Source organism: Comamonas sp. F1-6 (assembly GCF_039581415.1).
Taxonomy (GTDB): domain Bacteria; phylum Pseudomonadota; class Gammaproteobacteria; order Burkholderiales; family Burkholderiaceae_C; genus Comamonas; species Comamonas thiooxydans.
Genome location: NZ_JBCPWN010000003.1, coordinates 102,746 through 127,239, shown reverse-complemented (window position 1 = coordinate 127,239; position 24,494 = coordinate 102,746). Strand labels below are relative to the sequence as shown.

Annotated in this window: 17 protein-coding genes and 1 tRNA gene; 10 read left to right on the top strand and 8 right to left on the bottom strand. The window is 61.2% G+C overall.

Annotated elements, in window-relative coordinates; translation table 11 throughout:
• The first annotated feature begins 78 nt into the window (after positions 1-78).
• Complete coding sequence (locus AAIL66_RS04440; RefSeq protein WP_034395207.1) at positions 79-852, top strand: protein phosphatase 2C domain-containing protein; 774 nt, start codon at positions 79-81, stop codon at positions 850-852.
• 118 nt (positions 853-970) lie between these two features.
• On the opposite strand, the gene AAIL66_RS04435 is transcribed toward AAIL66_RS04440, so the two are convergent.
• From AAIL66_RS04435 to AAIL66_RS04415, 5 genes are all read right to left on the bottom strand, one after another.
• The gene (locus AAIL66_RS04435) at positions 971-1,732 is read right to left on the bottom strand and encodes a hypothetical protein (RefSeq protein ID WP_343496100.1); all 762 of its coding nucleotides are present in this window, start codon (positions 1,730-1,732) and stop codon (positions 971-973) included.
• Between the two features lie 67 nt (positions 1,733-1,799).
• Positions 1,800-2,897, bottom strand: coding sequence for a cell division protein ZapE (gene zapE, locus AAIL66_RS04430; RefSeq protein ID WP_003069887.1), 1,098 nt, complete (start codon positions 2,895-2,897; stop codon positions 1,800-1,802).
• Positions 2,898-3,047: 150 nt separating this feature from the next.
• Positions 3,048-4,475 carry a dihydrolipoyl dehydrogenase gene (gene lpdA / locus AAIL66_RS04425; protein ID WP_343496099.1) on the bottom strand — a complete coding sequence of 476 codons (1,428 nt, stop codon included), beginning with the start codon at positions 4,473-4,475 and terminating at the stop codon, positions 3,048-3,050.
• Between the two features lie 81 nt (positions 4,476-4,556).
• On the bottom strand, positions 4,557-5,798 hold the full coding sequence (gene odhB, locus AAIL66_RS04420; RefSeq protein WP_034352343.1) for a 2-oxoglutarate dehydrogenase complex dihydrolipoyllysine-residue succinyltransferase: 1,242 nt from the start codon (positions 5,796-5,798) through the stop codon (positions 4,557-4,559).
• 63 nt (positions 5,799-5,861) lie between these two features.
• Positions 5,862-8,741: a 2-oxoglutarate dehydrogenase E1 component gene (locus AAIL66_RS04415; RefSeq protein WP_003055529.1), complete on the bottom strand. Its 2,880-nt coding sequence runs from the start codon at positions 8,739-8,741 to the stop codon at positions 5,862-5,864.
• Positions 8,742-8,961: 220 nt separating this feature from the next.
• Between AAIL66_RS04415 and AAIL66_RS04410 the strand changes: the two genes are divergently transcribed.
• From AAIL66_RS04410 to AAIL66_RS04375, 8 genes are all read left to right on the top strand, one after another.
• Positions 8,962-10,137, top strand: a complete 1,176-nt coding sequence (locus tag AAIL66_RS04410) for an AI-2E family transporter (protein ID WP_034379630.1) — start codon at positions 8,962-8,964, stop codon at positions 10,135-10,137.
• 233 nt (positions 10,138-10,370) lie between these two features.
• Complete coding sequence (gene fdnG / locus AAIL66_RS04405) at positions 10,371-13,436, top strand: formate dehydrogenase-N subunit alpha (RefSeq protein WP_139032061.1); 3,066 nt, start codon at positions 10,371-10,373, stop codon at positions 13,434-13,436.
• Between the two features lie 12 nt (positions 13,437-13,448).
• On the top strand, positions 13,449-14,378 hold the full coding sequence (gene fdxH / locus AAIL66_RS04400; RefSeq protein ID WP_034352334.1) for a formate dehydrogenase subunit beta: 930 nt from the start codon (positions 13,449-13,451) through the stop codon (positions 14,376-14,378).
• Positions 14,375-15,001 (top strand): formate dehydrogenase subunit gamma, encoded by a 627-nt coding sequence (locus AAIL66_RS04395; protein WP_003066500.1) that lies wholly within the window; start codon positions 14,375-14,377, stop codon positions 14,999-15,001. Before fdxH ends, AAIL66_RS04395 begins: the two co-directional genes overlap by 4 nt.
• A gap of 82 nt (positions 15,002-15,083) precedes the next feature.
• Complete coding sequence (gene fdhE, locus AAIL66_RS04390; protein WP_034395201.1) at positions 15,084-16,049, top strand: formate dehydrogenase accessory protein FdhE; 966 nt, start codon at positions 15,084-15,086, stop codon at positions 16,047-16,049.
• An 89-nt stretch (positions 16,050-16,138) separates the two neighbouring features.
• The gene (gene selA / locus AAIL66_RS04385) at positions 16,139-17,578 is read left to right on the top strand and encodes an L-seryl-tRNA(Sec) selenium transferase (RefSeq protein WP_343496098.1); all 1,440 of its coding nucleotides are present in this window, start codon (positions 16,139-16,141) and stop codon (positions 17,576-17,578) included.
• Between the two features lie 96 nt (positions 17,579-17,674).
• Positions 17,675-19,600 carry a selenocysteine-specific translation elongation factor gene (gene selB, locus AAIL66_RS04380; RefSeq protein WP_343496097.1) on the top strand — a complete coding sequence of 642 codons (1,926 nt, stop codon included), beginning with the start codon at positions 17,675-17,677 and terminating at the stop codon, positions 19,598-19,600.
• 184 nt (positions 19,601-19,784) lie between these two features.
• Positions 19,785-19,880 (top strand) — tRNA-Sec (locus tag AAIL66_RS04375).
• Between the two features lie 16 nt (positions 19,881-19,896).
• Here the strand turns inward: AAIL66_RS04375 and AAIL66_RS04370 are convergent.
• Positions 19,897-21,585, bottom strand: a complete 1,689-nt coding sequence (locus tag AAIL66_RS04370; protein WP_343496096.1) for a long-chain fatty acid--CoA ligase — start codon at positions 21,583-21,585, stop codon at positions 19,897-19,899.
• A 182-nt stretch (positions 21,586-21,767) separates the two neighbouring features.
• On the opposite strand from AAIL66_RS04370, the gene AAIL66_RS04365 reads away from it, so the two are divergent.
• Positions 21,768-22,280 (top strand): pyridoxamine 5'-phosphate oxidase, encoded by a 513-nt coding sequence (locus tag AAIL66_RS04365; protein WP_343496095.1) that lies wholly within the window; start codon positions 21,768-21,770, stop codon positions 22,278-22,280.
• Here the strand turns inward: AAIL66_RS04365 and AAIL66_RS04360 are convergent.
• Complete coding sequence (locus AAIL66_RS04360; protein WP_343496184.1) at positions 22,277-22,795, bottom strand: hypothetical protein; 519 nt, start codon at positions 22,793-22,795, stop codon at positions 22,277-22,279. The genes AAIL66_RS04365 and AAIL66_RS04360 overlap by 4 nt on opposite strands.
• A gap of 77 nt (positions 22,796-22,872) precedes the next feature.
• On the bottom strand, positions 22,873-24,273 hold the full coding sequence (locus tag AAIL66_RS04355; RefSeq protein WP_343496094.1) for an MBL fold metallo-hydrolase: 1,401 nt from the start codon (positions 24,271-24,273) through the stop codon (positions 22,873-22,875).
• Positions 24,274-24,494 lie beyond the last annotated feature (221 nt).

Genomic DNA, 24,494 nt, shown 5'->3' with positions numbered 1-24,494 from the left:
TCGCCGAGGCCCAGCCTCTGGCCGATAAAATGTAACGCAACGTTAAATCTCGCTCCGCGAGCGCACTCGCACACACTCATGTCATCCAGCTACCGCATTCAGGCGGCCACCGGCATTCATCGCGGTGACCGAGAATACCAGCAGGACCAGGTTCTGCTCATGGCGCATCCCTATGCCAAGGGCTGCATTCTCGGCGTGGTAGCCGATGGCATGGGCGGGCGCAGCGGTGGGAGAAAGGCATCCGATCAGGTCATGCTGACGGCCCGCCAGGTTTTCGAGCGCTTTGAGCCCGCCAAGGAAGACTGCACACGCATGCTGCGCACCATTGTGCAGGATGCCCACACCGTCATTCGCCTTACCGCCATAGCAGCGGAACAGGAGCCCCACAGCACCATCGCGGTCTTTGTGGTCCTGCCCGACAGTCGCTGCCACTTCATGCACTCAGGCGATTCACGGCTCTACCATTTTCGCGGCTCTTCCCTCATGCACCGTTCGCTTGATCACTCCTATGTACAGGCACTGGTCGACCGCGGCGAGCTCACCGAAACCGAGGCTCAGCACCACCCACAGTCCAATATCTTGCTGGGCTGCCTGGGTGCCGAGCCGCCGCCGCCCATGAGCCACCACATGATTGAGAAACTGCTGCCGGGCGACAGCTTGATGGCCTGCTCGGACGGCTTGTGGCATTACTTCACCGCACAGGAGCTGGGCACTGTGCTTGACGGACTCTCTCCACGCGAAGCCTCGCAATTTCTGATTGAAAAAGCCAGGCGGCGCGCGGCAGGGGGTGGTGACAACCTCTCGCTGGCAATACTCAAGCTGGATACCTCAGCCGCAGCAGCAAACGCTTGAAGAGCCATTCAGTCCGGACAATCCAGACAAGACTGCTTGAGCGCCTTTGGAAACGGGCGCTTGCAGCAATGCTTTCGGTAGCACCCTGCTAGTAGAGCACTGTCTATCCTCAAATGCATCAGGGAGCAGGTGCTGGCAGCGGCGCTGCCGTCTGACCGCGCTCCTTGGCCTGCTGCATAGCCCTGGCTTTGTGCTCGGCTGCAGCCTTCAGCTTGGCCTCATGATCTGCCCGGGCCTTGGCCTCACGCTCGGCTCGCCCCTGATCGGCCTGGACACGGTTTTGCTCGTGGCGGCGCACATAGTCGGCCTGCTTGCTGGCACGCTGCTGAGCCTCGGTCTGGCGCTGGGCCTGCGCCGCCTGCTCGTCAACCGCAGGTTTGGCACCCGGGCCGGTGGGCTGAGGCTGGCTCCTGCCGTTCTTCTCGCGTTGCTGCGACTTCATGGGAACGGCAGCGTTTTCGGCTTTTTTCTCTTCAATGGCCTTCAGCTTGGCCGCCGCCTTTTCCTTGCGCTCCGCGTCGTTGATTTCCAGTTCGCGCGCACGCAGGGGCGCATCTTTTTCACGTGCCGCCCTACGGGCATCGGCCAAACAGCCCTCCACGGCAAACTTCTGGTAGCAGAGCTTTTCATCAGCCACGCGCTGCTGCTCGATGACGGCGCGTTTGCTGAGAATCTCGTCGCGCTCGGCTGCACGCTGCTGGTGCAGTTGCTGACGCGCCTTGTCGGCAACCTCCTTCTGCGCCTGCTGGTCGGTCTGCTGCGCCGAATCCACCTTTACCTGGGCCATGGCCGGCACACAAGCCAGCCAGATGGCGGCCAGAGGCGCCAGTGCAAAGCCTGCAATGCGGCGGCGGATCAGCTGGGCAAGGATAGTGGGCATCGTCATCAACTCAGAACTCGAAGTACAGGCTGGCATCTTAAAGCCGCAGGCAGTTGCCCGCAGGCGATCAGGTCAAGCTGGTGTCCACCACGCGGCGCTCAAGCGCCAGATATTCCTTGGAGCGCATCTCATTCAGACGCGAGACGGTGCGCGGGAACTCGTGGGACAGAGGACCTTCGGTATAGATCTTCTCGGGCGGCACTGCAGCCGACAGGATGAGCTTGACATGGCGATCGTAGAGCACGTCCACCAGCAGCGTAAAGCGCCGCGCGGCCGAAGCCATGTTCACATGCAGCTCTGGCACATCGGACAGCAAGATGGTGTGAAACTGCGTGGCAATTTCCAGATAGTCATTTTGCGAGCGCGGGCCGCCGCAGAGTTCGCGGAAGTCAAACCACACGACGCCACCGGCACGGCGCTTGGCTGCAATCTTGCGGGTTTCGATCTGCATCACCGGCTCTTCGTCATGGGCTTCGGCCAGGCGATCGAAGGTCTCCTGCATTGCAGCATCGGCGTCCGGGCCCAACGGGCAATGATAGAGCTTGGCGTCTTCGAGAGTGCGGCGGCGATAGTCGGTGCCGTTGTCCACGTTCACCACTTCCATGCGCTCCTTGAGCAGGGCAATCGCAGGCAGGATCCGGTCGCGGTGCAAGCCACCGGGATAGAGACCGTCGGGCTCGAAGTTGGAGGTCGTCACAAAGCCCACGCCGTTGGCAAACAGCGACTCGAGCAGCTTGTAGAGAATCATGGCATCGGTGATGTCGGCGACATGAAACTCGTCAAAACAGATCAGCTTGTACTTCTTGGCGATCTTGGCGCCAAGGGCATCGAGCGGATTCTGCGTGCCTTGCATGAGATGCATCTCGCGGTGCACCTCGCGCATGAATTCGTGAAAGTGCAGTCGCACCTTGCGCTTGAGGGGCACGGCATTGAAGAAGCATTCCATCAGAAAGCTCTTGCCGCGCCCCACCCCACCGTACATATAGACGCCCTTGGGCAGATCGGGGTGATTGATCAGTTTCTTGAGAGCATTGGAGCGCTTTCCCTTGTACACGGCCCACTCGTCGGCACAGCGCTGCAACGCATCGACTGCACGCAACTGCGCGGGATCGCTTTTGAAACCCTTGGCGGCCAGTTCCGCCTCGTAGGCTTGTCTTACATTCACCGTCTTGTCTCCAGATGCTCAAAAAACAATAGCTGCCACCGCTTATGCACTAAGCGTTAGCAGCTATTTTGTTCTGAATTCTAAAAGAAACTCAGCCTGCGCGCGGGCACTTCACAGCCATGTCAAAACCTGCGCGCAAGACTGAAAAACTTAGAAGTTCAGGGTACGCTTGTCCACAGCCAGAGCCGCTTCCTTGGTGGATTCGGACAGCGAGGGGTGAGCGTGGCAGATACGGGCGATGTCTTCGCTCGATGCCTTGAACTCCATGGCCACCACGGCTTCGGAAATCAGCTCGGACACCATGGGACCCACCATGTGCACGCCCAGGATTTCGTCAGTCTCGGCATCGGCCAGGAACTTGACCATGCCGGTCGTGTCGCCCAGTGCACGCGCGCGGCCGTTGGCCAGGAAGGGGAAGGAGCCAGCCTTGTACTTGACGCCTTCGGCCTTGAGCTGCTGCTCGGTACGACCCACCCATGCCACTTCGGGGCTGGTGTAGATCACCGAAGGCAGAGTGGCGAAGTTCACATGGCCGTGCTGGCCGGCAATGCGCTCGGCCACGGCCACGGCCTCTTCCTCGGCCTTGTGCGCCAGCATGGGGCCGCGCACCACGTCGCCCACAGCCCACACGCCAGGCAGATTGGTCTTGCACAGATCGTCCACCACGATGGCGCCGCGCTCGTCCAGAGCCAGGCCCACGGCTTCTGCGTTCAGGCCGATGGTGTTGGCGGTACGGCCGATCGACACGATCAGCTTGTCCACTTCCAGGGTCTGGGCTTCGCCCTTGGCGCTGGTGTAGGCAACGGTCACGCCCTTCTTGCCGGACTTGACTTCACCGATCTTCACGCCCAACTCGATCTTCAGACCTTGCTTGTCGAAAGCCTTCTTGGCTTCCTTGGCGATCTGCTCATCCACCACGGGCAGGAAATTGTCCATGCCTTCGAGCACGGTCACTTCCGTGCCCAGACGGCGCCAGACCGAGCCCATTTCCAGGCCGATCACGCCAGCGCCGATCAGGCCCAGCTTCTTGGGAGCCTTGCCCAGGCTCAGAGCGCCGTCGTTGGACAGGATGTTTTCTTCGTCGAAAGCCACGCCGGGCAGGGCACGGGCGTTGGAGCCAGTGGCCACCACGATCTGCTTGCCGGTAATGACTTCCTCTTCCTTGCCGGCAACCTTGATCTCGTAGCCGCCTTCGACAGCCTTGACGAAGGAGCCGCGGCCGTGGAAGAAGGTGACCTTGTTCTTCTTGAACAGGTACAGGATGCCGTCGTTGTTCTGCTTCACGATCGCTTCCTTGCGGGCGATCATTTTGGCCACGTCCATCTCGACCTTGCCGGTGGAGATGCCGTGGTCCGCAAAGTGCAGCTTGGCATGCTCGAAATGCTCGGAAGACTGCAGCAGCGCCTTGGAGGGAATGCAGCCCACGTTGGTGCAGGTGCCGCCGGGGGCAGCGCCGCCAGCGGCGTTCTTCCACTCGTCGATACAGGCGACGTTGAAACCCAGTTGTGCAGCGCGAATGGCAGCGATGTAGCCGCCGGGGCCTGCGCCGATCACGACGACGTCAAATTGCTTGCTCATGATTTGAATCTTTTCTCTGTTTAACTCGAAAAAAGCCCACCGCTTTTGGTGGTGGGCTTTGTAGAAGCTCGATCTGCTGAATTACAGATCAAACAGGAGGCGAGAAGGATCTTCCAGCGCGTCCTTCATGGCCACCAGGCTCAGCACGGCTTCGCGGCCGTCGATGATGCGGTGGTCATAGGACATGGCCAGGTAGTTCATGGGACGGATCACGATCTGACCGTTCTCGACCACGGCGCGATCCTTGGTGGCATGCACGCCCAGAATGGCGGACTGAGGGGGGTTAATGATGGGGGTGGACATCATCGAACCGAAGGTACCGCCATTGGAGATGGAGAAGGTACCGCCGGTCATTTCTTCAATGCCCAGCTTGCCTTCCTTGGCCTTCTGACCGAATTCGACAATCTTCTTTTCGATGTCGGCGAAGCTCATCTGGTCTGCATTGCGCAGGATGGGCACCACCAGGCCGCGAGGCGAGCTCACAGCGATACCGATGTCGAAGTAGCCGTGGTAGACGATGTCGTTGCCGTCGATGGAGGCATTGACTGCGGGGAACTTCTTCAGGGCGTGCACTGCAGCCTTGACGAAGAAGGACATGAAGCCCAGCTTCACGCCATGTTCCTTGGTGAACTGGTCCTGGAACTTCTTGCGCAGTTCCATCACGGGAGCCATGTTCACTTCGTTGAACGTGGTCAGGATAGCGTTGGTAGCCTGGGATTGCAGCAGACGCTCGGCGATACGGGCGCGCAGACGTGTCATGGGCACGCGCTGCTCGGGACGGTCGCCCAGGTTTTCCTTGGTCACGGGAGCTGCAACCTGAGGCAGAGCCGCCTTGGGAGCGCCGGTGGGGATGGCTGCGCCAGCCTTGATGGCACCCAGGGCGTCACCCTTGGTCACGCGGCCGTCCTTGCCTGTGCCGGCCACGTTGGCAGCGGACAGGTTGTTGTCGGCCAGGATCTTGGCAGCAGCAGGCATGGCCACGCCGCTCTTGTCGGCGCCGGCAGGAGCGGCGGCCACGGGGGCAGCAGCAGGAGTCGCAGCAGCAGCGGGGGCGGCAGCAGGAGCAGCGGCACCGGCGACGGCTTCGGAGTCGATCTTGGCGATCACTTGCTCGGCAGCCACGGTTGCGCCGTCGCCTTGCAGGATTTCAGTGATCACGCCAGCCGAAGGAGCAGGCACTTCCAGCACGACCTTGTCGGTTTCGATTTCGATGAGGATTTCATCGACGGCCACGGCCTCGCCGACCTTTTTCTTCCAGGTCAGCATGGTGGCTTCAGTGATGGATTCGGACAGCTGGGGGACTTTAACTTCAACGATTGCCATTTTGAATTCTTTCCAAAGATGTTTCTTGTGCCCCCTGTCCTCGGACAGGGGGTGTCGCCTGTATTACTTGGTCAGGACAAAGCCCTTGAGCTTGGCGAATGCGCCTTCCACCAGTGCCTTTTGTTGCTCTTGGTGCAGATGTGCGTAGCCAACGGCGGGCGAAGCGGACGCAGCGCGACCGGAGTAGCCCAGCTTCTGGCCTTCACGCATGTTCTCGTGGATGTTGTGCTGGATGAAGAACCAGGCACCCTGGTTCTGAGGCTCATCCTGGCACCACACGATGTCAGTAGCGTTGGCGTACTTCTTCACTTCGGCGGCGAACGCCTTGTGGGGGAAGGGATACAACTGCTCGACGCGGATGATGGCGACGTCCTTGGATTCCTTCTCGGCACGCTTCTTGACCAGATCGTAGTACACCTTGCCCGAGCAGGCGATGATGCGCTTGACCTTGGCAGCGTTCTTGACGATGGTTTCGTCCTGCTCGGGGATCACGGTCTGGAAACCACCAGAGGTGAATTCGGACAGGGGCGACGTGGCGTCCTTGTTACGCAGCAGCGACTTGGGAGTCATGATGACCAGCGGCTTGCGCAGGCCACGAACCATCTGGCGACGCAGCACGTGGAAGATCTGGCTGGCCGTTGTCGGCTGCACGATCTGCATATTGGTGTCAGCAGCCAGCTGCATGAAGCGCTCCAGACGCGCCGAGCTGTGCTCGGGACCCTGGCCTTCATAGCCGTGAGGCAGCATCAGTGTCAGGCCGTTGACACGACCCCACTTCACTTCACCGGATGCGATGAACTGGTCGATCACCACCTGGGCGCCGTTGGCGAAGTCGCCGAACTGGGCTTCCCACACCACCAGGGTGTTGGGATCGTTCGATGCATAGCCGTATTCAAAGCCCAGCACCGCCTCTTCGGACAGGATGGAGTCGATCACGACGAACGGAGCCTGATTCTCGGCAGCGTTCTGCAAAGGAATATATGTGCCCTCGTCCCACTTTTCACGCTTCTGGTCATGAACCACGGCGTGACGGTGCGTGAAGGTGCCGCGACCCGAGTCTTCACCCGACAGACGCACGGGATAGCCCGAAGCGACCAGGGAGCCGAAGGCCATGGTTTCACCCATGCCCCAGTCCACGTTCACATCGCCGCGACCCATGGCTGCGCGATCGTCGTACACCTTCTTGACCAGGGCGTGAGGGTTCACGCTGGCAGGCAGAGTCGTGATCTTCTCGGCCAGGCGCTTCCACTCGGTCAAGGGAATAGCTGTGTCGCCAGCGTCGGTCCAGGTCTTGCCCACGAAGGGGCTCCAGTCCACAGCGTACTTGCTCTTGAAGTTGGTCAGTACCACGTCCTGGGTGTGACGGCCTTCGTCCATGGCGGCGCGATAGGCCTTGACCATGTCGTCGCCCAGCGTGTCGCCCAGGCCTTGAGTGGCCAGCTTGTCTGCGTACAGCTTGCGAGTGCCGGGGTGGGCAGCAATCTTCTTGTACATCAGAGGCTGTGTCAGTGCAGGAGTGTCCTGCTCGTTGTGACCCAGCTTGCGGAAGCAGATGATGTCGACCACCACGTCCTTGGAGAATTCCATACGGAATTCCAGGGCCAGCTGCATGGCCAGGCACACGGCTTCGGGATCATCGCCGTTCACGTGCAGCACGGGCGACTCGATCATCTTGACGATGTCGGTGCAATACAGCGTGGAGCGCAGGTCGCGAGGGTCAGAGGTCGTGAAACCGATCTGGTTGTTGATGATGATGTGAACCGTACCGCCGGTGGTATAGCCACGGGTTTCGGACAGCGCCAGGGTTTCCTGGTTCACGCCCTGGCCGGCGAAGGCTGCGTCACCGTGCACCAGCACGGGCAGCACTTGTTTGCCCATGGGGTCGTCGCGGCGGTCCATGCGCGAGCGCACCGAGCCTTCCACCACGGGGTTGACGATTTCCAGGTGCGAGGGGTTGAAGGCGAGCGACAGGTGAACGGGACCGCCCTTGGCAGACACGTCGGAGCTGAAGCCCTGGTGATACTTCACGTCACCGGCTGGCAGATCTTCGGGAGCAGTGTGGTCGAACTCGGCGAACAGATCCTTGGGCGCCTTGCCCAGGGTGTTGACCAGCACGTTCAGACGGCCACGGTGAGCCATGCCGATCACGACTTCCTGCACGCCCTTGGCGCTGGCAGAGTTGATCAGCTCGTCCATGGCGGCGATGAAGGACTCACCACCTTCCAGCGAGAAGCGCTTCTGACCCACATACTTGGTATGCAGATAGCGCTCCAGACCTTCGGCAGCGGTCAGGCGGTCCAGGATGCGCTTTTTCTCGTCGGCGTTGAAGACGGGCTTGGAACGGATGGATTCCAGGCGTTGCTGCCACCAGCGCTTCTGATTTTGATTGGTGGCATACATGTACTCGGCGCCCAGGGTGCCGCAGTAGGTTTCGCGCAGAGCATTCATCAGCTCGCGCAAAGTCATGCTTTCCTTGCCGAAGAAAGTGTTGCTGGTGTTGAACACCACTTCCTGGTCGGCGTCGGTGAAGCCGTAGAAGGAAGGCTCCAGCTCGGGAATTTCGGGGCGCTCGGTGCGCTTCAGAGGATCCAGGTCGGCCCAGCGCTGACCCACGTTGCGGTAGGCTGCAATCAGCTGCTGCACGGCCGTGCGTTTACGACCCAGCTCGGAGTCAGCGCCCGAGGCCACCACCACCTTGGTGCCGCCCTGCTTTGCGCGCTCTGCGAAAGCATTGATCACGGGCAGGTGGGGAACGTCCTTGTTGTCGGTGCCGTCGACTGCAGGCACATGCTGCAGGGCATCGAAGTATTCACGCCAGGAATCGGGAACGCTGCCGGGGTTGGCCAGGTAGTTCTCGTACATCTCTTCGACATAGGGCGCATTGCCGCCGAACAGATAGGTGTTGCCTTGATAGGCTTGATAGATCGTTGACTGATCGCTCATATCTCGCTGACCTCCGCTTTCCTTCGGAAAGCATTAGCTGGTTTGTAGAACCTCCCGCGACACGGCTGTACCGATTGGCGGATGCGACTGTGGCTGGGGAAGGGCCTTGAGTTGCGGCAGCCATTGTGCCACTGTTCAAAGTCTTGGTCTTATAAAAGACAAGATGTTTACACCCCTGGGAGTCGCTTACATTGCGGGAACTCCATAAACAAGGATTCGCATGCCGCTTTTGCCGCTTCACAAACGTGCATTCATTCTTCTTTTAATAGCAGTAACCGCAGGATTCGGCTTGGTTCTAGAGGAATATGCCGTAGCCATCTTCTGGGGTGTGGTGTTTGCCATCGTCTTCGCCCCCCTGCACCGCAAGCTGCTGATGCGCATGCCCAACAAGCCCACGCTGGCCGCGCTGGCAACCTTGCTAATTAGTCTGGTAATGGTCATTTTGCCGCTGTCTCTGATAGGCCTCTCGCTCATCAAGGAGACTGCCGCCATCTACGATCGAATCAGCAGCGGCAACCTGTCCGCCGGCAGCTACGTGGAGCAAGTCTTCAATGCCCTTCCCTCCTGGCTGACGCCGTGGATGGAAAAACTGCACCTGGGCACTCTGGAGGAAATCCAGACCAAGCTCTCCAACATCGCCCTGCAGGCCAGCAAGCTCGCCGCCACCAAAGCTGTGGGGCTGGGTCAGAACACCCTGGGCTTTGTGGTGGGCTTTGGCGTCATGCTCTACCTGATCTTTTTTCTGCTGCGTGACGGCAAGGAGTTGGTCGCACGCATCTGGGCAGCCACACCGCTCGCACCCGAACACAAGCGCGAACTGGCCATCAAGTTCATTACCGTCATCCGGGCCACAGTCAAGGGCAATCTGGCCGTTGCAGCCGCCCAGGGCGCGCTGGGGGGGCTGATTTTCTGGATTCTGGGCATTCAGGGTGCAGTACTCTGGGCCGTGGTCATGGCATTTCTGTCGCTGCTGCCAGCAGTGGGAGCAGGCCTGGTCTGGGGGCCGGTGGCCATCTACTTTCTGGCAACGGGCGCCGTCACCAAAGGCCTGATCCTTGCCGCTTATGGCGTACTGGTCATCGGCCTGGTGGACAACGTGTTGCGCCCCCTGCTGGTCGGCAAGGACACCAAAATGCCCGACTATGTGGTTCTGATCTCCACCCTGGGGGGCATGGCCTTGTTCGGTCTTTCGGGCTTTGTGCTCGGTCCGGCCATCGCCGCCCTGTTCATGGCGGCCTGGGAGTTGTTTGCCACCATGCAGGAGCAGGAGGAGAAGTTGCTGAACCAGGAAATCGCGCAAAAGCGCACATCAGCCGATCCGCAACAGCCTGTAGAAGGCCCTGCCCCCACCGTCGCGCCCCTTCCTGCCGAAACACGCAAAAGCGACACAGATTAGGGATTTCCTGTTCAACCCGGCCTGCTGACCGATGGCTTTTCGAGCTGAAAGTTGATAGGTTTAGAGGTGTAGGTTGAAAACTATCGCCATCATTAAGAAAAACAAAAACGAAACATAAAACTCAAAGTCGCTCAACGTTACTCAAGAATTAAGGGTTTGTAACTGCTATCAAAAATGGGGGGGGTCGTAAAATTTGCTTTCACATAAGCGTTCATACGAAAAGGTACCCCACAATGGACCAATTCTCCAGACGCCAGTTCATGAAAGTGACTGGTTCGACTCTGGCGGGTTCAAGCTTGGCGCTGATGGGCTTCTCACCCACAGCCGCCCTTGCTGAGGTGCGACAGTACAAACTGTCAGCCACCACCGTAACCCGTCAAACCTGCACCTACTGCTCCGTAGGCTGCGGCATCCTCATGTACTCCCTGGGCGACGGCGGGAAAAACTCCCGTCTGTCCGTGATGCACGTGGAAGGCGACCCGGATCATCCGGTCAATCGCGGCACGCTGTGCCCCAAGGGTGCATCGCTGCTGGACTTTGTCCACAGCCCCAGCCGCCTCAAGTACCCCGAATACCGCGCCCCCGGCTCGTCCGAGTGGAAGCGCATGTCCTGGGACGAGGCACTGAACCGCATCGCCAAGCTGCTCAAGGAAGACCGCGACGCCAATTTCGTTGAAACCAACGAAAAAGGCCAGAAGGTCAACCGCTGGCTGACCACCGGCATGCTGGCCGCTTCGGCCTCCAGCAACGAAGCCGGCTACATCACGCACAAAGTGGCCCGATCCTGGGGCCTTCTTGCACTCGATAACCAAGCACGTGTCTGACACGGCCCGACGGTGGCAGGTCTTGCCCCGACGTTTGGCCGTGGAGCGATGACGAACCATTGGGTCGACATCAAGAACGCGGACGTTATTTTGATCATGGGCGGCAATGCCGCCGAAGCACACCCCTGCGGCTTCAAGTGGGTGACCGAAGCGAAGGAGCACAACAAGGCTCACTTCATGGTGGTCGATCCGCGCTTCAACCGCTCGGCATCCGTGGCTGACTTCTATGCGCCGATCCGCTCCGGCTCGGACATCGTCTTCCTCGGTGGCGTGATCAATTACCTGCTGACAAACGACAGGATTCACCACGAGTATGTGAAGAACTACACGGACTTCTCATTCATCGTGCGCGAGGACTTTGCGTTCGACGAAGGCATTTTCTCCGGCTACAACCCTGAAAAGCGTACCTATGACAAGGCGTCGTGGGACTACGAACTGGGTGAAGACGGCTTCGTGAAGGTCGATCCCACTCTGGAACACCCTCGCTGCGTCTATCAGTGGCTCAAGAAGCACTACGCCGGCTATACCCCCGAGAAGGTGGAATCCATCTGCGGCACACCCAAGGAAAAATTCCTGCACGTGTGCGAGAAGCTTGCTTCGACCGCCGAAGCCGGCCGTGTTGCCACCATCCTGTACGCACTGGGCTGGACCCAGCACACCACGGGTGCGCAGATCCTGCGTACCGGCGCCATGATCCAGCTGCTGCTGGGCAATATCGGTATCGCTGGCGGCGGCATGAACGCGCTGCGCGGCCACTCCAACATCCAGGGCCTGACGGACCTGGGCATCCTGTCTGCTTCGCTTCCCGGGTACCTGACGCTGCCAAACGAAGCCGAACAGGACTACAACCAGTACATCGCCACTCGCACGCCCAAGCTGCTGCGTCCCGGCCAGATGAATTACTGGTCGAACACGCCCAAGTTCCATGTCAGCCTGATGAAGGCGTGGTGGGGCGCGGCCGCAACTGCTGAAAACAACTGGGCGTTCGACTATCTGCCCAAGTTGGACAAGCAGTACGACATGCTGCAGATCTTCGAGATGATGACGCAGGGCAAGGTCAACGGCTATATCGCTCAAGGCTTCAACCCCTTGGCGGCTCTGGCCAATAGCAACAGCGTGCGCGAAGGTCTCAAGAAGCTGAAGTTCCTGGTCATCATGGATCCGCTGGTTACGGAAACTTCGGAATTCTGGAAGAACCACGGCGAATTCAACGACGTGGACTCGGCTTCGATTCAAACCGAGGTGTTCCGCCTGCCTACCACTTGCTTCGCCGAAGAAGACGGTGCCGTGGTCAGCTCCTCGCGCGTGCTGCAGTGGCACTGGAAGGCTGCCGAGCCCCCAGGAGAGGCCAAGACCGACATTGCCATCATGTCTGGTCTGCACCTGCGCCTGAAGGCTCTCTATCAGAAGGAAGGCGGCAAGTTCTCCGAGCCCATCACCAACCTGTACTGGCCTTACGCTGAAGCCGATCACCCCTCTTCCGAGGAAGTGGCCAAGGAATACAACGGCCGTGCGTTGGTGGATCTGTTCGATCCCAAGGACCCCACCAAGCTCATCCGCAAGGCCGGCGAGCAGTTGGCGGGCTTTGGCGAAATGCGCGATGACGGCACCACCCTGGGTGGCTGCTGGATCTGGGCTGGCAGTTGGACCTCTTCCGGCAACCAGATGGCTCGTCGTGACAACAGCGATCCAACAGGCATCGGCAACACGCTGAACTGGGCCTGGGCCTGGCCTGCGAATCGCCGCGTGCTTTACAACCGCGCGTCTTGCGACCGCCAGGGCAAGCCCTTCAACCCAGAGCGCGTGCTGATCAAATGGAACGGCAAGCAGTGGGGTGGAGCGGACGTGCCGGACGTGGCCGTGGGCCTGGATCCCGAGGTGATCAATCCCTTCATCATGAACCCCGAAGGGGTGGCCCGTCTGTTTGCTCGCAAGGGCATGGCAGAAGGTCCGTTCCCCACGCACTACGAGGCGTTTGACAACCCGCTGGGCTACAACCCCATGTACCCCAACAACAAGCAGGCCGTCATCAGCCCCGTGATGCGCATCCTGGCAACTGCCAAGGACACGCAGGGCGACCCCAAGGACTACCCGCATGTAGGCACGACCTACCGCCTGACCGAGCACTTCCATTACTGGACCAAGCATGTTCAGCTGAACAACATCGTTCAGCCCGAACAGTTTGTGGAAATCGGCGAGGCACTGGGCAAGGAACTGGGCATAGAGACCGGCCAGAAGGTCAAGGTTTCGTCCAAGCGCGGTTTCGTGAAGGCGGTTGCCGTGGTGACCAAGCGCATCAAGCCCATGAAGATCGATGGCAAGACCATCCATCACGTGGGTGTGCCGATTCACTGGGGCTTCTCCACGACGGGACGCAAGGGCTATCTGGCGAACAACCTGACAGCCTCCGTGGGTGACGGTAACAGCTTGACCCCTGAATCCAAGACCTTCCTCGTGAAGGTGGAAAAGATCTAAGGAGCCACGCTGATGTCCTCAACCATGTCTCTCGATATCAAACGCCGTTCGGCCACGACAACCCCCTCACCGAGCGCACGCGGTGCGCACGCGGGGGAAGTCGCCAAGCTGATCGACGTCTCCAAATGCATTGGCTGCAAGGCTTGCCAGACCGCCTGCATGGAGTGGAACGACCTTCGCGACGAAATCGGCACGGTTGCCGCAGGCGTCTACGACAACCCGACGGATCTGACGTCGGAGTCTTGGACCGTGATGCGCTTTGCCGAGTACGAAAACGAAGCCACAGGCAATCTGGAGTGGCTGATCCGCAAGGACGGCTGCATGCACTGCGAAGACCCGGGCTGCCTGAAGGCCTGCCCCTCGCCTGGCGCCATCGTCCAATATGCCAACGGCATCGTGGACTTCCAGCAAGACCAGTGCGTGGGCTGCGGCTACTGCGTCACGGGCTGCCCGTTCAACATTCCGCGCATCTCCAAGAAGGACAACAAGGCGTACAAGTGCACCTTGTGTTCGGATCGCGTGGCTGTTGGTCAGGAGCCCGCCTGCGTCAAGACCTGCCCCACGGGCGCCATCCAGTTTGGCACCAAGGAAGCCATGCAGGAACAAGCGTCCCGCCGTGTCGTGGACCTCAAGGAACGCGGCTACGAAAAGGCAGGCCTCTACGACCCGCAAGGCGTGGGCGGCACGCACGTGATGTACGTTCTGCATCACGCGGACAAACCTTCGCTGTACAAGGGCCTGCCGGACGATCCGTCCATCAGCCCCATGGTGTCGCTGTGGAAGGGTGTAGCCAAGCCTCTGGCCATGGCCGCACTGGGCGCAGCCGCAATCGGCAGCCTGTTCCACTACATCACCAAGGGACCCAACGACGTGTCCAAGGACCTTGAGGATGAAATGGAACGCAAGGACGCCGAAGCGCTGAACAAGGAGAACGGCAAATGAAACGCAATCCTCGCGACCTCGTGCGCTACAACGCATCGGAGCGCGCCAACCACTGGGTGGTAGGCATTTGCTTCATCTTGCTGGCCCTGTCCGGTCTGGCGTTCTTTCACCCGGCCTTCTTCTGGTTGACCAATCTGTTCGGTGGCGGTCCCTGGACCCGCATCCTGCACCCCTACATCGGGGTTGTCATGGGCGCATTCTTCGTCATCATGGCCTGCCGTTTTGCCAAGCTCAACATCGTTGAGCCGCGCGACATCGAATGGCTCAAGAACGTCAACAAGATGATCGATGGCGACGACCACGACATGCCCGAACAGGGCAAGTACAACGGCGGTCAGAAGCTGTTGTTCTGGGGCCTGGTAATCGGCATGCTGCTGATCGTGATCACCGGCTTTCTGATGTGGCGCGCTTGGTGGACATTGCCGGTCAACGTGGTGCGAGCGGCTTCGGTGGTTCACGCCATCGCTGCCGTGTGGATGATCGGTCTGATCATCATGCACGTGTATGCAGCCATCTGGACTCGCGGCACCATTCGCGCCATGCTTTATGGCACAGTAACGCGAGCCTGGGCCAAGCAACACCACCGCGGCTGGTACCGCAAGATGACGGGTGACAACGACTAAGGTTTTTAGTCCTCTCCCCTAACAACCCAGCCGCCAAGCGTTTATCGGCGCTCGGCGGCTGATTCATTTGGAAACCCTGTCAATGCAACGCATTCTTCAACCCGGTGAAATCGAAGCACTGGATCACACCAGCTTTCCCCGCATCTTGCTGCCCCAGGTAAGCAGTCTGTTCGCCGAACGCGCTGCACGCCTGCGCCAGCTGGCCAACGGCAATCCCATTGCAGACTATCTGCTGTTTGTGGCCCAGATCATGGATGCGCAGCACAAGGCTGCCGCCACTATCGAGATATCTGCACCCGATGCCGAACTCATGGCGCGTGCTCAGGAGCACTCCATGCCCCTGCTGCCCGCAGTGGACACCATCGATCCCGCCTGGCAGGCCGTACTGGACAATATGCTCGACACGCTGCAGGGCAGCGAAGGCCTGCCTGCACCGCTGCAGCCCCTGCTCAAGGAGCTGCGTGCACTGACTCCCGAGACCCGTGCAGACATTGCCAAAAAGCTGCTGCAAAAGGAAGTCGCCGCCCGCCACGTGGGCATGGCACCCTTCATCATGGCTGCGCTGCAAGTGACCTTTGCCAAGCGTTCGGCCAGTCTCAGTGCCCGCGACGTTCCCTACACCGACCCCGCCAGCATCTGCCCCGTCTGCGCCAGCGAGCCTGTGGCCAGCGTCATCCGCATTGGCGGCAAAGTGGCCGGTCACCGTTACGCTCATTGCGGCACCTGCGCCTGCGAATGGCATATGGTTCGCGTCAAGTGCACGCACTGCGAATCGACCAAGGGCATCCACTACCAGGGCATTGACGGTTCGGGCGAAGAAGTTCTGGCCGAGACCTGCGACGAATGCGGCAGCTATCGCAAGATCGTGAATCAGGAAAAGAACCCCATGGTCGAACCTCTCGTCGACGATCTGGCCAGCCTGATGCTGGATCTGCTGATGAGCGAGACCCAGTTCCAGCGCGCCAGCGCCAATCCTTTGCTGTTTGTGGCCGTAGCCGAAGAGCAGCAAGGCGAAGCCGATCACGAACTAGTGGACCCTGCTGCGTAAACCTGCCGGCTCCAACCGCCACCATAATGAAGGCGGCAGGAACTCCTGCCGCCTTTTTCATTTTTTTGAAGACCCGATACACCTTGGCCATGAGCAACATCGCAGCGACCGCCCCTGAAATTTCGCACCCATCCCAGCTTCCCGCCGTGGACAAGGTCTTGCTCGCGAACGAGATGCAGGTGCTACGCGAGTCCTATGGCCTCGATGCCTGCACCAAGGCAGTCCGCGATGTGCTGACGGGGCTGCGCCAGCAGCTACTGGGTTTTGCCGATCAGCCCGGCCAGAGCGTGCAGGCCGACATCGGCAGCATCGTACAGGCCGCACAACGCCAGCTTCAGACCCGGTTTGCGCCACGCCTGCAAGCCGTCTTCAATCTCACCGGCACGGTGCTGCACACCAACCTGGGCCGCGCATTGCTGCCGCAGGCCGCGATCGATGCCGTGGTACAGGCCATGAACTCCCCGGCCAACCTGGAATATGACCTTGAAGACGGCGGCCGCGGCGATCGCGACGACCTGGTCGAGTCGCTGATCTGCGAGCTGACTGGGGCCGAGGCCGCCACCGTTGTCAACAACAACGCCGCAGCCGTACTGCTGGTGCTGTCCACCATGGCCACGGGCAAGGAAGTTCTGGTCTCGCGCGGCGAGCTGGTGGAAATCGGCGGCGCCTTCCGCATTCCCGATGTCATGACCCGCGCCGGCGCCCGGCTCGTCGAGGTCGGCACCACCAACCGCACGCATGAGAAAGACTATGCAGAGGCCATAGGCGAGAACACGGCCGCGCTCATGAAGGTTCACTGCAGCAACTACGCCATCACCGGCTTTACCAAGGCGGTGAGCGATGCCGATGTTGCCCGCATTGCGCACGACAGCAATCTGCCGATGATTGTCGACCTGGGCAGCGGCACGCTGATCGACATGCGCGACTGGGGCCTGCCCTATGAAGTCACGGTGCGCGAGACGGTCGAGTCCGGTGCCGACATCGTCACCTTCAGCGGCGACAAGCTCCTGGGCGGCCCGCAGGCCGGCATCATCGTCGGCAAAAAGGAGCTGATCACCCAGATCAAGAAGAACCCGCTCAAGCGCGCGCTGCGCGTGGGCAAGATCACGCTGGCAGCACTGGAGCCCACGCTGCGCCTGTATCTGAACCCCGAAAAGCTCGCCCATGAGTTGACCACGCTGCGCCTGTTCACGCGCCAGGCCAGCGACATGCAGATCCAGGCCGAGCAGCTGCAGCCTCTGCTGCAGCAGGCACTGGGCCAGGACTATGTGGTGGAGATGGCGGCCATGAACAGCCAGATCGGCAGCGGCGCCCTGCCCGTGGAAAATCTGCCCAGCTTCGGCCTCAGGATTTATCCGGCCAGCGGCAAGCATGCGGGTCGCCAGCTGACCCGGCTCGAAGCGCGCTTTCGCGCCCTGCCCCGGCCCGTGATCGGGCGGCTGCATGACGATGCGCTGTGGCTGGATCTGCGCTGCCTCGAACACCCGGCGCAGGCCCTGTTTGCCGCGCAACTGCCGCAGCTGGCCTGAGGCAGTCCCATGGCCCCGGCCCCCGGAATTCATACAAAAACACCTTGCATCGCTTGATACACAAGCGCCAGCAGCCAACAAAACTACAAGCACACCATGATCATCGGAACCGCAGGCCATATCGACCACGGCAAAACCACGCTGGTGCGTGCGCTCACGGGCGTGGAAACCGACCGTCTCAAGGAAGAGAAAGCCCGCGGCATCTCCATAGAACTCGGTTATGCCTACAGCCCGTTGCCCAACGGCGATGTGCTGGGCATCATCGACGTGCCGGGCCACGAGAAATTCGTCCACACCATGGCCGCCGGAGCCGTGGGCATTGACCACGCCCTGCTGGTCGTGGCTGCCGACGACGGCGTCATGCCCCAGACCCTGGAGCACCTTGAAATTCTGCAGCTGCTGGGTGTCAGGCGTGGCAGCGTGGCGCTGACCAAGGTCGATCGCGTGCTGCCGCAGCGCATTGCCGACGTGCACCGCGAAATCAACGCCATTCTCGGCGTCACTGCGCTGGCGGACAGCCCCATCTTCGAGACCAATGCTGCAGAACCCGGCAATGCCGGCGTAAAGGCCCTGCGCGAACATCTGCAGGTGCAGGCCCAGATGATGCAGGCGCGTCCCCGAGACGGATTGTTCCGGCTCGCCGTGGACCGCGTCTTCACGCTGCCGGGCCAGGGCACGGTGGTCACGGGCACGGTCTTCAATGGCCAGGTGCGGGTGGGCGACACGCTGGCGCACTCGGCCAGTGGTCAGGCCGTGCGTGTGCGCAGCATTCATGCACAGAACCAGAGCAGCGACAGCGGCGTCGCCGGCCAGCGCTGCGCACTCAATCTGGCGGGCATAGGCAAGGACGAGATCGAACGCGGCGACTGGATCATGGACCAACGCCTGCTGCAGGCCACGGACCGCTTCGACATTCATCTGCATCTGCTCAGCGAAGCGCCCTTGCTGGCCCAGTGGACGCCAGTCCATGTGCACCTGGGCACCAAGCGCACCACGGGCCATGTGGCGCTGCTACAGGACGAGGCCATAGAGCCCGGTACCGAAGCCCGCGTGCAGCTGGTGCTCGATGCGCCGGTCTTTGCCCTGCCCGGCGACCGCCTGATTCTGCGCAACGCCCAGGCCAGCCGCACCATCGCCGGCGGCATGGTGCTCGACCCCTATGCCCCGAGCCGCAAGCGCCGCAGCGCGGAGCGCATGGCCTACCTCGACGCCATGGAGCAGCTAATCGCCCGCAACGACTTCAGACCGCTGATCGTACAGGCCCCGCACGGCATTGCACATTCGCAGCTGGTGCGTCTGAGCGGCCATGCCTTCCCCGAGGCCAGCCTTGCCGACACCATCCAGTTGCCCATCGCCGGCGGCGATGCCCTGGTGCTTGGCCTGCAGCGCTGGCAGCAGCTGCAGACCCAGGTCATCGACAGCCTGGCGCGCTTTCATGAAAAATCGCCCGACGAGCCCGGCGTCAACGCGGCCAGACTGAGGCGCATGGCCTTGCCCGGCCTGCAGCAAGGCAGCTACGACGCGCTCTATCAGGGCCTGGTCGATGCCCTGCTCAACAGCCAGTTGCTAGCCAGCACCGGCGCCTGGCTGCATTTGCCGCAGCACAGCGTGCAGCTTAGCAGCGCCGAGCAGACGCTGGCCGAAAAACTGCTGCCCGCCATTGCTGCAGGCCGCTATGACCCGCCCTGGGTGCGCGATCTGGCGCGCGACCATGCTGCAGGCGAAGAGCTGGTGCGCCAGTTGCTCAAAAAGCTTTCGCGCCAGGGCCAGCTGTTCCAGGTCGTCAAGGACTTGTTCTATGCACCGTCGCGCATGGACGAACTCGCCGCCCTGGTTGCCGACATCGCCAGCCAGCACGCCAGGGGTGAAGTGGAAGCCAGCGCATTTCGCGACGCCACTGGTCTGGGCCGCAAGCGCGCCATCCAGATTCTCGAATTCTTCGACCGCACCGGCTACACACGCCGCGTGCGCGACGCCCATCTGCTGCGCCCTGACGTGCAGTGGAATAGCACGTCACGCTGATCCTGCAAGGAAAACCAGCGGAAATCAGTCCAGATTCCTTATCCCGCTTACGCAACAAGCTATCAAATCAGAGTAGAGCCGGATATGCGGCCTTGACGTGCTGTTTGTCATCAGCTGCCGGATTGCTGGCTACAATCACCGACTTATCTTCTACAAGAGTGGCAGCTGCCACTCTTGACTCAAAGGAAGGCAATCGTGCCCGGTGGCGCGGCCGGGCTTCAAACCCGGTGGGGGGCGTCAGCCGCTCCCGGGTTGGTTCGACTCCAGCTGCTTTCCGCCACTCCCCCTCTTTGCATTCAGACTGCAGCTTCCTGCTCCTGAAGCATTCGCCACATCACCTTGCCGCTGCCACTCTTGGGCAAAGCCGTCACGAACTGCACCAGACGTGGGGCCTTGTAGACTGCCATATTGTCGTGGCACCACTGGATGATCTGCTCTGCCGTCGTTGCCTCATGGCCGGCACGCAGCACCACCACGGCCTTGACGGTCTCGCCGCGATAGGCATCCTTGGCGGAGATCACGCAGGCCTCCTGAATCGCAGGATGGCGGAACATCAGCGACTCCACCTCGGCGGGCCATACCTTGAAGCCGCTGGCATTGATCATGCGCTTGAGCCGGTCGGTGATGAAAAAGTAGCCATCCTCATCCACGCGCCCCAGGTCCCCGGTGCGGAAAAAGCGTTTGCCATCGAGCTCCATAAAGCTTTGCTCGGTCGCCTCGGGACGCTGCCAGTAGCCTTCAAACACTTCGGGGCCTTGGACCACGATCTCGCCCTGTTCTCCCTGCGCCACCTCTTCCAGTGTGTCGGGGCTGATCACGCGTGCATCGGTGCTCATGAAGGGGATGCCCAGACATTGCTGCTTGGGATGGTCGGGCGGATTGCTGTGCGAGGGTGCGGCGGTTTCGGTCAGTCCATAGCCCTCGCAAAAACGCAGCCCGTACTGTTCCAGCAGTCGCTGGGCCACGGCCTGGGGCATGGCGGCGCCGCCGCCGCCGATGTATTTGAGGCTGGAGAGATCAAAGGACGCGAAGTTGGGGCTGGCCAGCAGATCGATCACCATGGTCGGGATATTGGTCCAGCTAGTGACCTGATAGTGCGAGATCAGGCGCCCTGCCAGTTCGCGCTCCCAGCGCGGCATGATGATCAGCGTCGCCCCCATGTAGATGGCACTGTGCAGCACGGAAACCATGCCTGTGATGTGAAACATGGGCACGACGGCGAGCACCACGTTCTCGCTGCTGCCCGTGCCCCACATCGCGCCGGAAACGGCGTTGTGGTTGATGCTGCGGTGCAGGTGCATGCAGCCCTTGGGCTGGCCCGTGGTGCCGCTGGTATAGGGCAGCAATGCCAGGTCGTCACGACCCGCGGTATGCGGCGGCGGCAGCTCGCTGCAGGCCAGTGCCTGCATCCAGGCATGGACCTTGCCATGGCTCAGGCTTGCGGGTTCGCGCTCGCCCAGCAGCCAGTTGCGCCACGCTTCGGGCGGTGCATCCGGCCCCTGCACATCGGCATCAAAACCGTCGGTGAATCGGGTGACCAGCAAGTGCTGCAATGCTTCGGACTGCGGCAAGGCATTGCTGGCCTTGGCCAGCTCTTGCGCCAGATCAGCCGTGGTAATGGCCACCTTGGCGCCCGAATCCGTGATGTAGTGCTTGAGTTCCTCAGCCGTATTCATGGGGTTGACCGGCACCACCACCGCATTGGCTCGAAAGATGGCGTAATGCGCCAGCACCAGTTGCGAGCTGTTTTGCATCAGCACGATGACGCGGTCGCCTTTTTGCACGCCCAGACCATGCAGATAGGCGGCCATGCGCTCTGTTCCCTCGCACAACTGCCGATAGGTCGTGGTGCGTCCCAGAAACACCAGCGCGGCCTTGTCCGGATAACGCCTGGCATTGATAGCAAGGTTTTCCCAGACACTGGTCACGGGAACGGTGATGGAATGTGGCAGCCGATTGGGCCAAAACTTGTGGTGATCGGGCATGAGTCAGGCAGTCAGAAAAGCGTATACATAGTCCGGGTGGACTAATCAGTCCGCAAGACTAGGCCTGCAACCTCGGCCCGGCATCCGGGATGGCCCCAACAGTCGGTCACGCAGGTGACGCTCGACGCGGCCTGGCGCGGCTCAAGCTGGTCCGGCCCCGCGCTCTGGCTTACCATGCGCAAATGCCTCATGAATCACGCTTGCAGCAGTCGCTGCGCCAGCTACTCGCCAGTCAGCGTACTGCCGCCCTGGCCGTTCAGCCACAGGCTGGTTCTTCAGCGCCCGGTTATCTCCCCGCCCCGGGCCTGTCGCTGGTGCCCTGGGCCTGGAGTGGCGAATTCAGCTGTCTGATACTGCATGTCAGTGCGCTGGCCAGCCACACACAGGCCATGGAGCAGCATCCTGCCGTCAGCCTGCTGATGAGCAGGCCAGAGTCCGCTGGCGAAGCCGTGCATGCGCTGGAGCGCATCAGCATTCAGGGCGTGGCCTCCACTCCCCCACGCGACAGCGGCCTGTGGCAAGGCGCCCGTGCCAGCTATCTGGCGCGCTTTCCCGAAGCCGAGCCCATGACGGCGCTGGGCGACTTTCGTTTTGTCTGCATCACGCCGCAAAGCGGCAGGCATGTCGCAGGCTTCGGCGCGGCGCGCGATGTGGACGAGCACGATCTCATCGCCGCACTCAACCCCGCTGCCTAGCCTTTGCTGGCTCGGCCCGACCTGGATTGGCCAGCTTGAGCCTTGAGCACATGCTCGGCAATCAGGCACATGCAGGCCAGCGGCTGGCCCTGCACCAGGGCCTGAACATAGTCCTGCCAGATCTGACCCTGCTGCTCCACGTTTGCGTCCAGAAAGCACTGCAGCATCTGCTGCGGATCTGCACAGGCCTGATAGTGGTAGGGATTGCGCCGCAGGCATGCCGCGCGCAAATGCAGGCCCAACGCCTCCCAGGTCACCGCCCTGCCTTGCAGGCGCTGCCACTGATGCAGCAGCTCATGGGCGAAGACGCCAGCCACCACAGGGTGGGCAAGCCGCAGCGGCTTATGCGGGTCCCGGTGCTCAAAAAAGCTGCGCGGCAGATAGATGCGCCCGCCGCCCAGGGACAGCGCGCGCCTGGTATCACCCAGACGCCGCACATGCAGACGTATGCCGGGCAGCAGTTCATCCAGCGTAGTGCCGAAAAGCCGCTGCGCGAAACCGGCCTCGACCGGCATCATGCTTCGCCGCCAGAACATCATGCAACAGGCCGTGCGCAAGACGGATTCAGCATCTCGGAGACTTCCGGCACGCTCTAGAACTCGAAGACCTGAGCCGGCTGCGGAACCTGCACCGTGAAATGCAGGCGCTCGTGCAGCAGCGTGGCCAGGGCCAGGGAGGCATGCGACTCCCCATGCACCACAAAGGTCTGCTGCGGCGCGCGGCTAAAAGCGGCAGCCCAGTCCAGCAAGGCTTGCTGGTCCGCATGGGCCGAAAAGCCGCCCAGGGTATGGATACCGGCACGGACCTCGACGTCATCTCCAAACAGGCGCACCTGCCTGGCACCGTCGACCAGCCTGCGGCCCAGCGAACCTTCAGCCTGAAAGCCGCAGATCACCACCGCACACTCGGGCCTGGGCAGATTGTTCTTCAGATGATGCAGCACCCGTCCCGCATCGCACATGCCGCTGGCCGAGATGATGACAGCGCCGCTCTTGATGCGGTTGAGCTTGATGGAGTCCTCCACATCGCTGATGAAGTGAATGTGCGGCGACTCCTTGAGTCTCCTGACGCTGCCCAGCAACTGCCTGGCCTCCTCGTCGAACACGCCGAAGTGCCGCAGCGTGATATCGGTGGCCGCCACCGCCATCGGCGAATCCACAAATATCTCTACCGGCGGCAGGCGCTGCTGCTGGATCAGCTGCAGAAAGTGATAGAGCAGCTCCTGCGTGCGCCCCACGGCAAATGCCGGGATGACCACATTGCCATGGGGAGCCGTGCGCGTGACCACCTCGACCAGCTCTTCCAGGGTATCGCCCGTGCTCTTGTGCTGCCGGTCGCCATAGGTGGACTCGATGAGCAGCAGATCGGCCTCCATGATCGGCGTGGGATCGCGCAGAATCACCCGCCCCGGCTGGCCCAGATCGCCGCTGGCCACCAGCTTGCGCGTGCCGCCATGGCCATCTGCCAGCCACAGCTCCACAATGGCCGATCCCAGAATATGCCCGGCATCCTGAAAACGCACCATCACCGCAGGATGGGGTTCGAAGCTGTGGCCATAAGGCACGGCCTGGACCTGCTCCAGCGTGCTCGCCACATGGGCCAGCGAATACAGAGGAACCGTCGGCTCGCGCTCGTGCCCCCGGCCTTCACGCCGGCGCCGCGCCGCCCGCTCGGCATCCATCATCTGGATATGGGCGCTGTCCTTGAGCAAGACCTCGAGCAAGTCCTTGGTGGCCAGCGTGGCATAGATAGGGCCCTTGAAGCCCTGGGCCACGAGCTTGGGCAGCAGGCCGCTGTGATCGATGTGCGCGTGGGTCAGAACGACGAAATCCAGACCTGCGGCATCAAAGGCAAAGGCTTGCTGGTTGTGCTCGTCAGCCTCGCGGCCGCCCTGAGCCATGCCGCAGTCGATCAGAAATCGGCAGCCATGCGCCTCGACCAGAAAACAGGACCCCGTGACCGACTGCGCCGCACCGTGAAAAGTGATGTTCATGAAGCATCCATTGACGATCCATATGTTCCTCACCCCACCGTGAAAAACATAGTTAATAGGTTTTAAGCGGGTTACTACCCGAAGTCGCCTCTGAGTATCTACGACCTGCCGCAATTCTTGTGCGGCCAGACAATCCCACGCGGATTCATAGATTAAAAGACCTACTGCGTCTCGGCATAAGGTCATGGCTGAACCGCCCCGGTTTTGAACTGACTCCCAGG

Bases quoted from the DNA above. Each gene is read 5' to 3' on its own strand.
- lpdA (WP_343496099.1), bottom strand. From the start codon at position 4,475: ATGAGCAAGCAATTTGACGTCGTCGTGATCGGCGCAGGCCCCGGCGGC.
- AAIL66_RS04365 (WP_343496095.1), top strand. From the start codon at position 21,768: ATGCCTCATGAATCACGCTTGCAGCAGTCGCTGCGCCAGCTACTCGCC.
- AAIL66_RS04435 (WP_343496100.1), bottom strand. From the start codon at position 1,732: ATGCCCACTATCCTTGCCCAGCTGATCCGCCGCCGCATTGCAGGCTTT.
- selB (WP_343496097.1), top strand. From the start codon at position 17,675: ATGATCATCGGAACCGCAGGCCATATCGACCACGGCAAAACCACGCTG.
- fdhE (WP_034395201.1), top strand. From the start codon at position 15,084: ATGCAACGCATTCTTCAACCCGGTGAAATCGAAGCACTGGATCACACC.
- fdxH (WP_034352334.1), top strand. From the start codon at position 13,449: ATGTCCTCAACCATGTCTCTCGATATCAAACGCCGTTCGGCCACGACA.
- odhB (WP_034352343.1), bottom strand. From the start codon at position 5,798: ATGGCAATCGTTGAAGTTAAAGTCCCCCAGCTGTCCGAATCCATCACT.
- selA (WP_343496098.1), top strand. From the start codon at position 16,139: ATGAGCAACATCGCAGCGACCGCCCCTGAAATTTCGCACCCATCCCAG.
- AAIL66_RS04440 (WP_034395207.1), top strand. From the start codon at position 79: ATGTCATCCAGCTACCGCATTCAGGCGGCCACCGGCATTCATCGCGGT.
- AAIL66_RS04360 (WP_343496184.1), bottom strand. From the start codon at position 22,795: ATGCCGGTCGAGGCCGGTTTCGCGCAGCGGCTTTTCGGCACTACGCTG.
- AAIL66_RS04395 (WP_003066500.1), top strand. From the start codon at position 14,375: ATGAAACGCAATCCTCGCGACCTCGTGCGCTACAACGCATCGGAGCGC.
- AAIL66_RS04410 (WP_034379630.1), top strand. From the start codon at position 8,962: ATGCCGCTTTTGCCGCTTCACAAACGTGCATTCATTCTTCTTTTAATA.
- AAIL66_RS04415 (WP_003055529.1), bottom strand. From the start codon at position 8,741: ATGAGCGATCAGTCAACGATCTATCAAGCCTATCAAGGCAACACCTAT.
- AAIL66_RS04355 (WP_343496094.1), bottom strand. From the start codon at position 24,273: ATGAACATCACTTTTCACGGTGCGGCGCAGTCGGTCACGGGGTCCTGT.
- AAIL66_RS04370 (WP_343496096.1), bottom strand. From the start codon at position 21,585: ATGCCCGATCACCACAAGTTTTGGCCCAATCGGCTGCCACATTCCATC.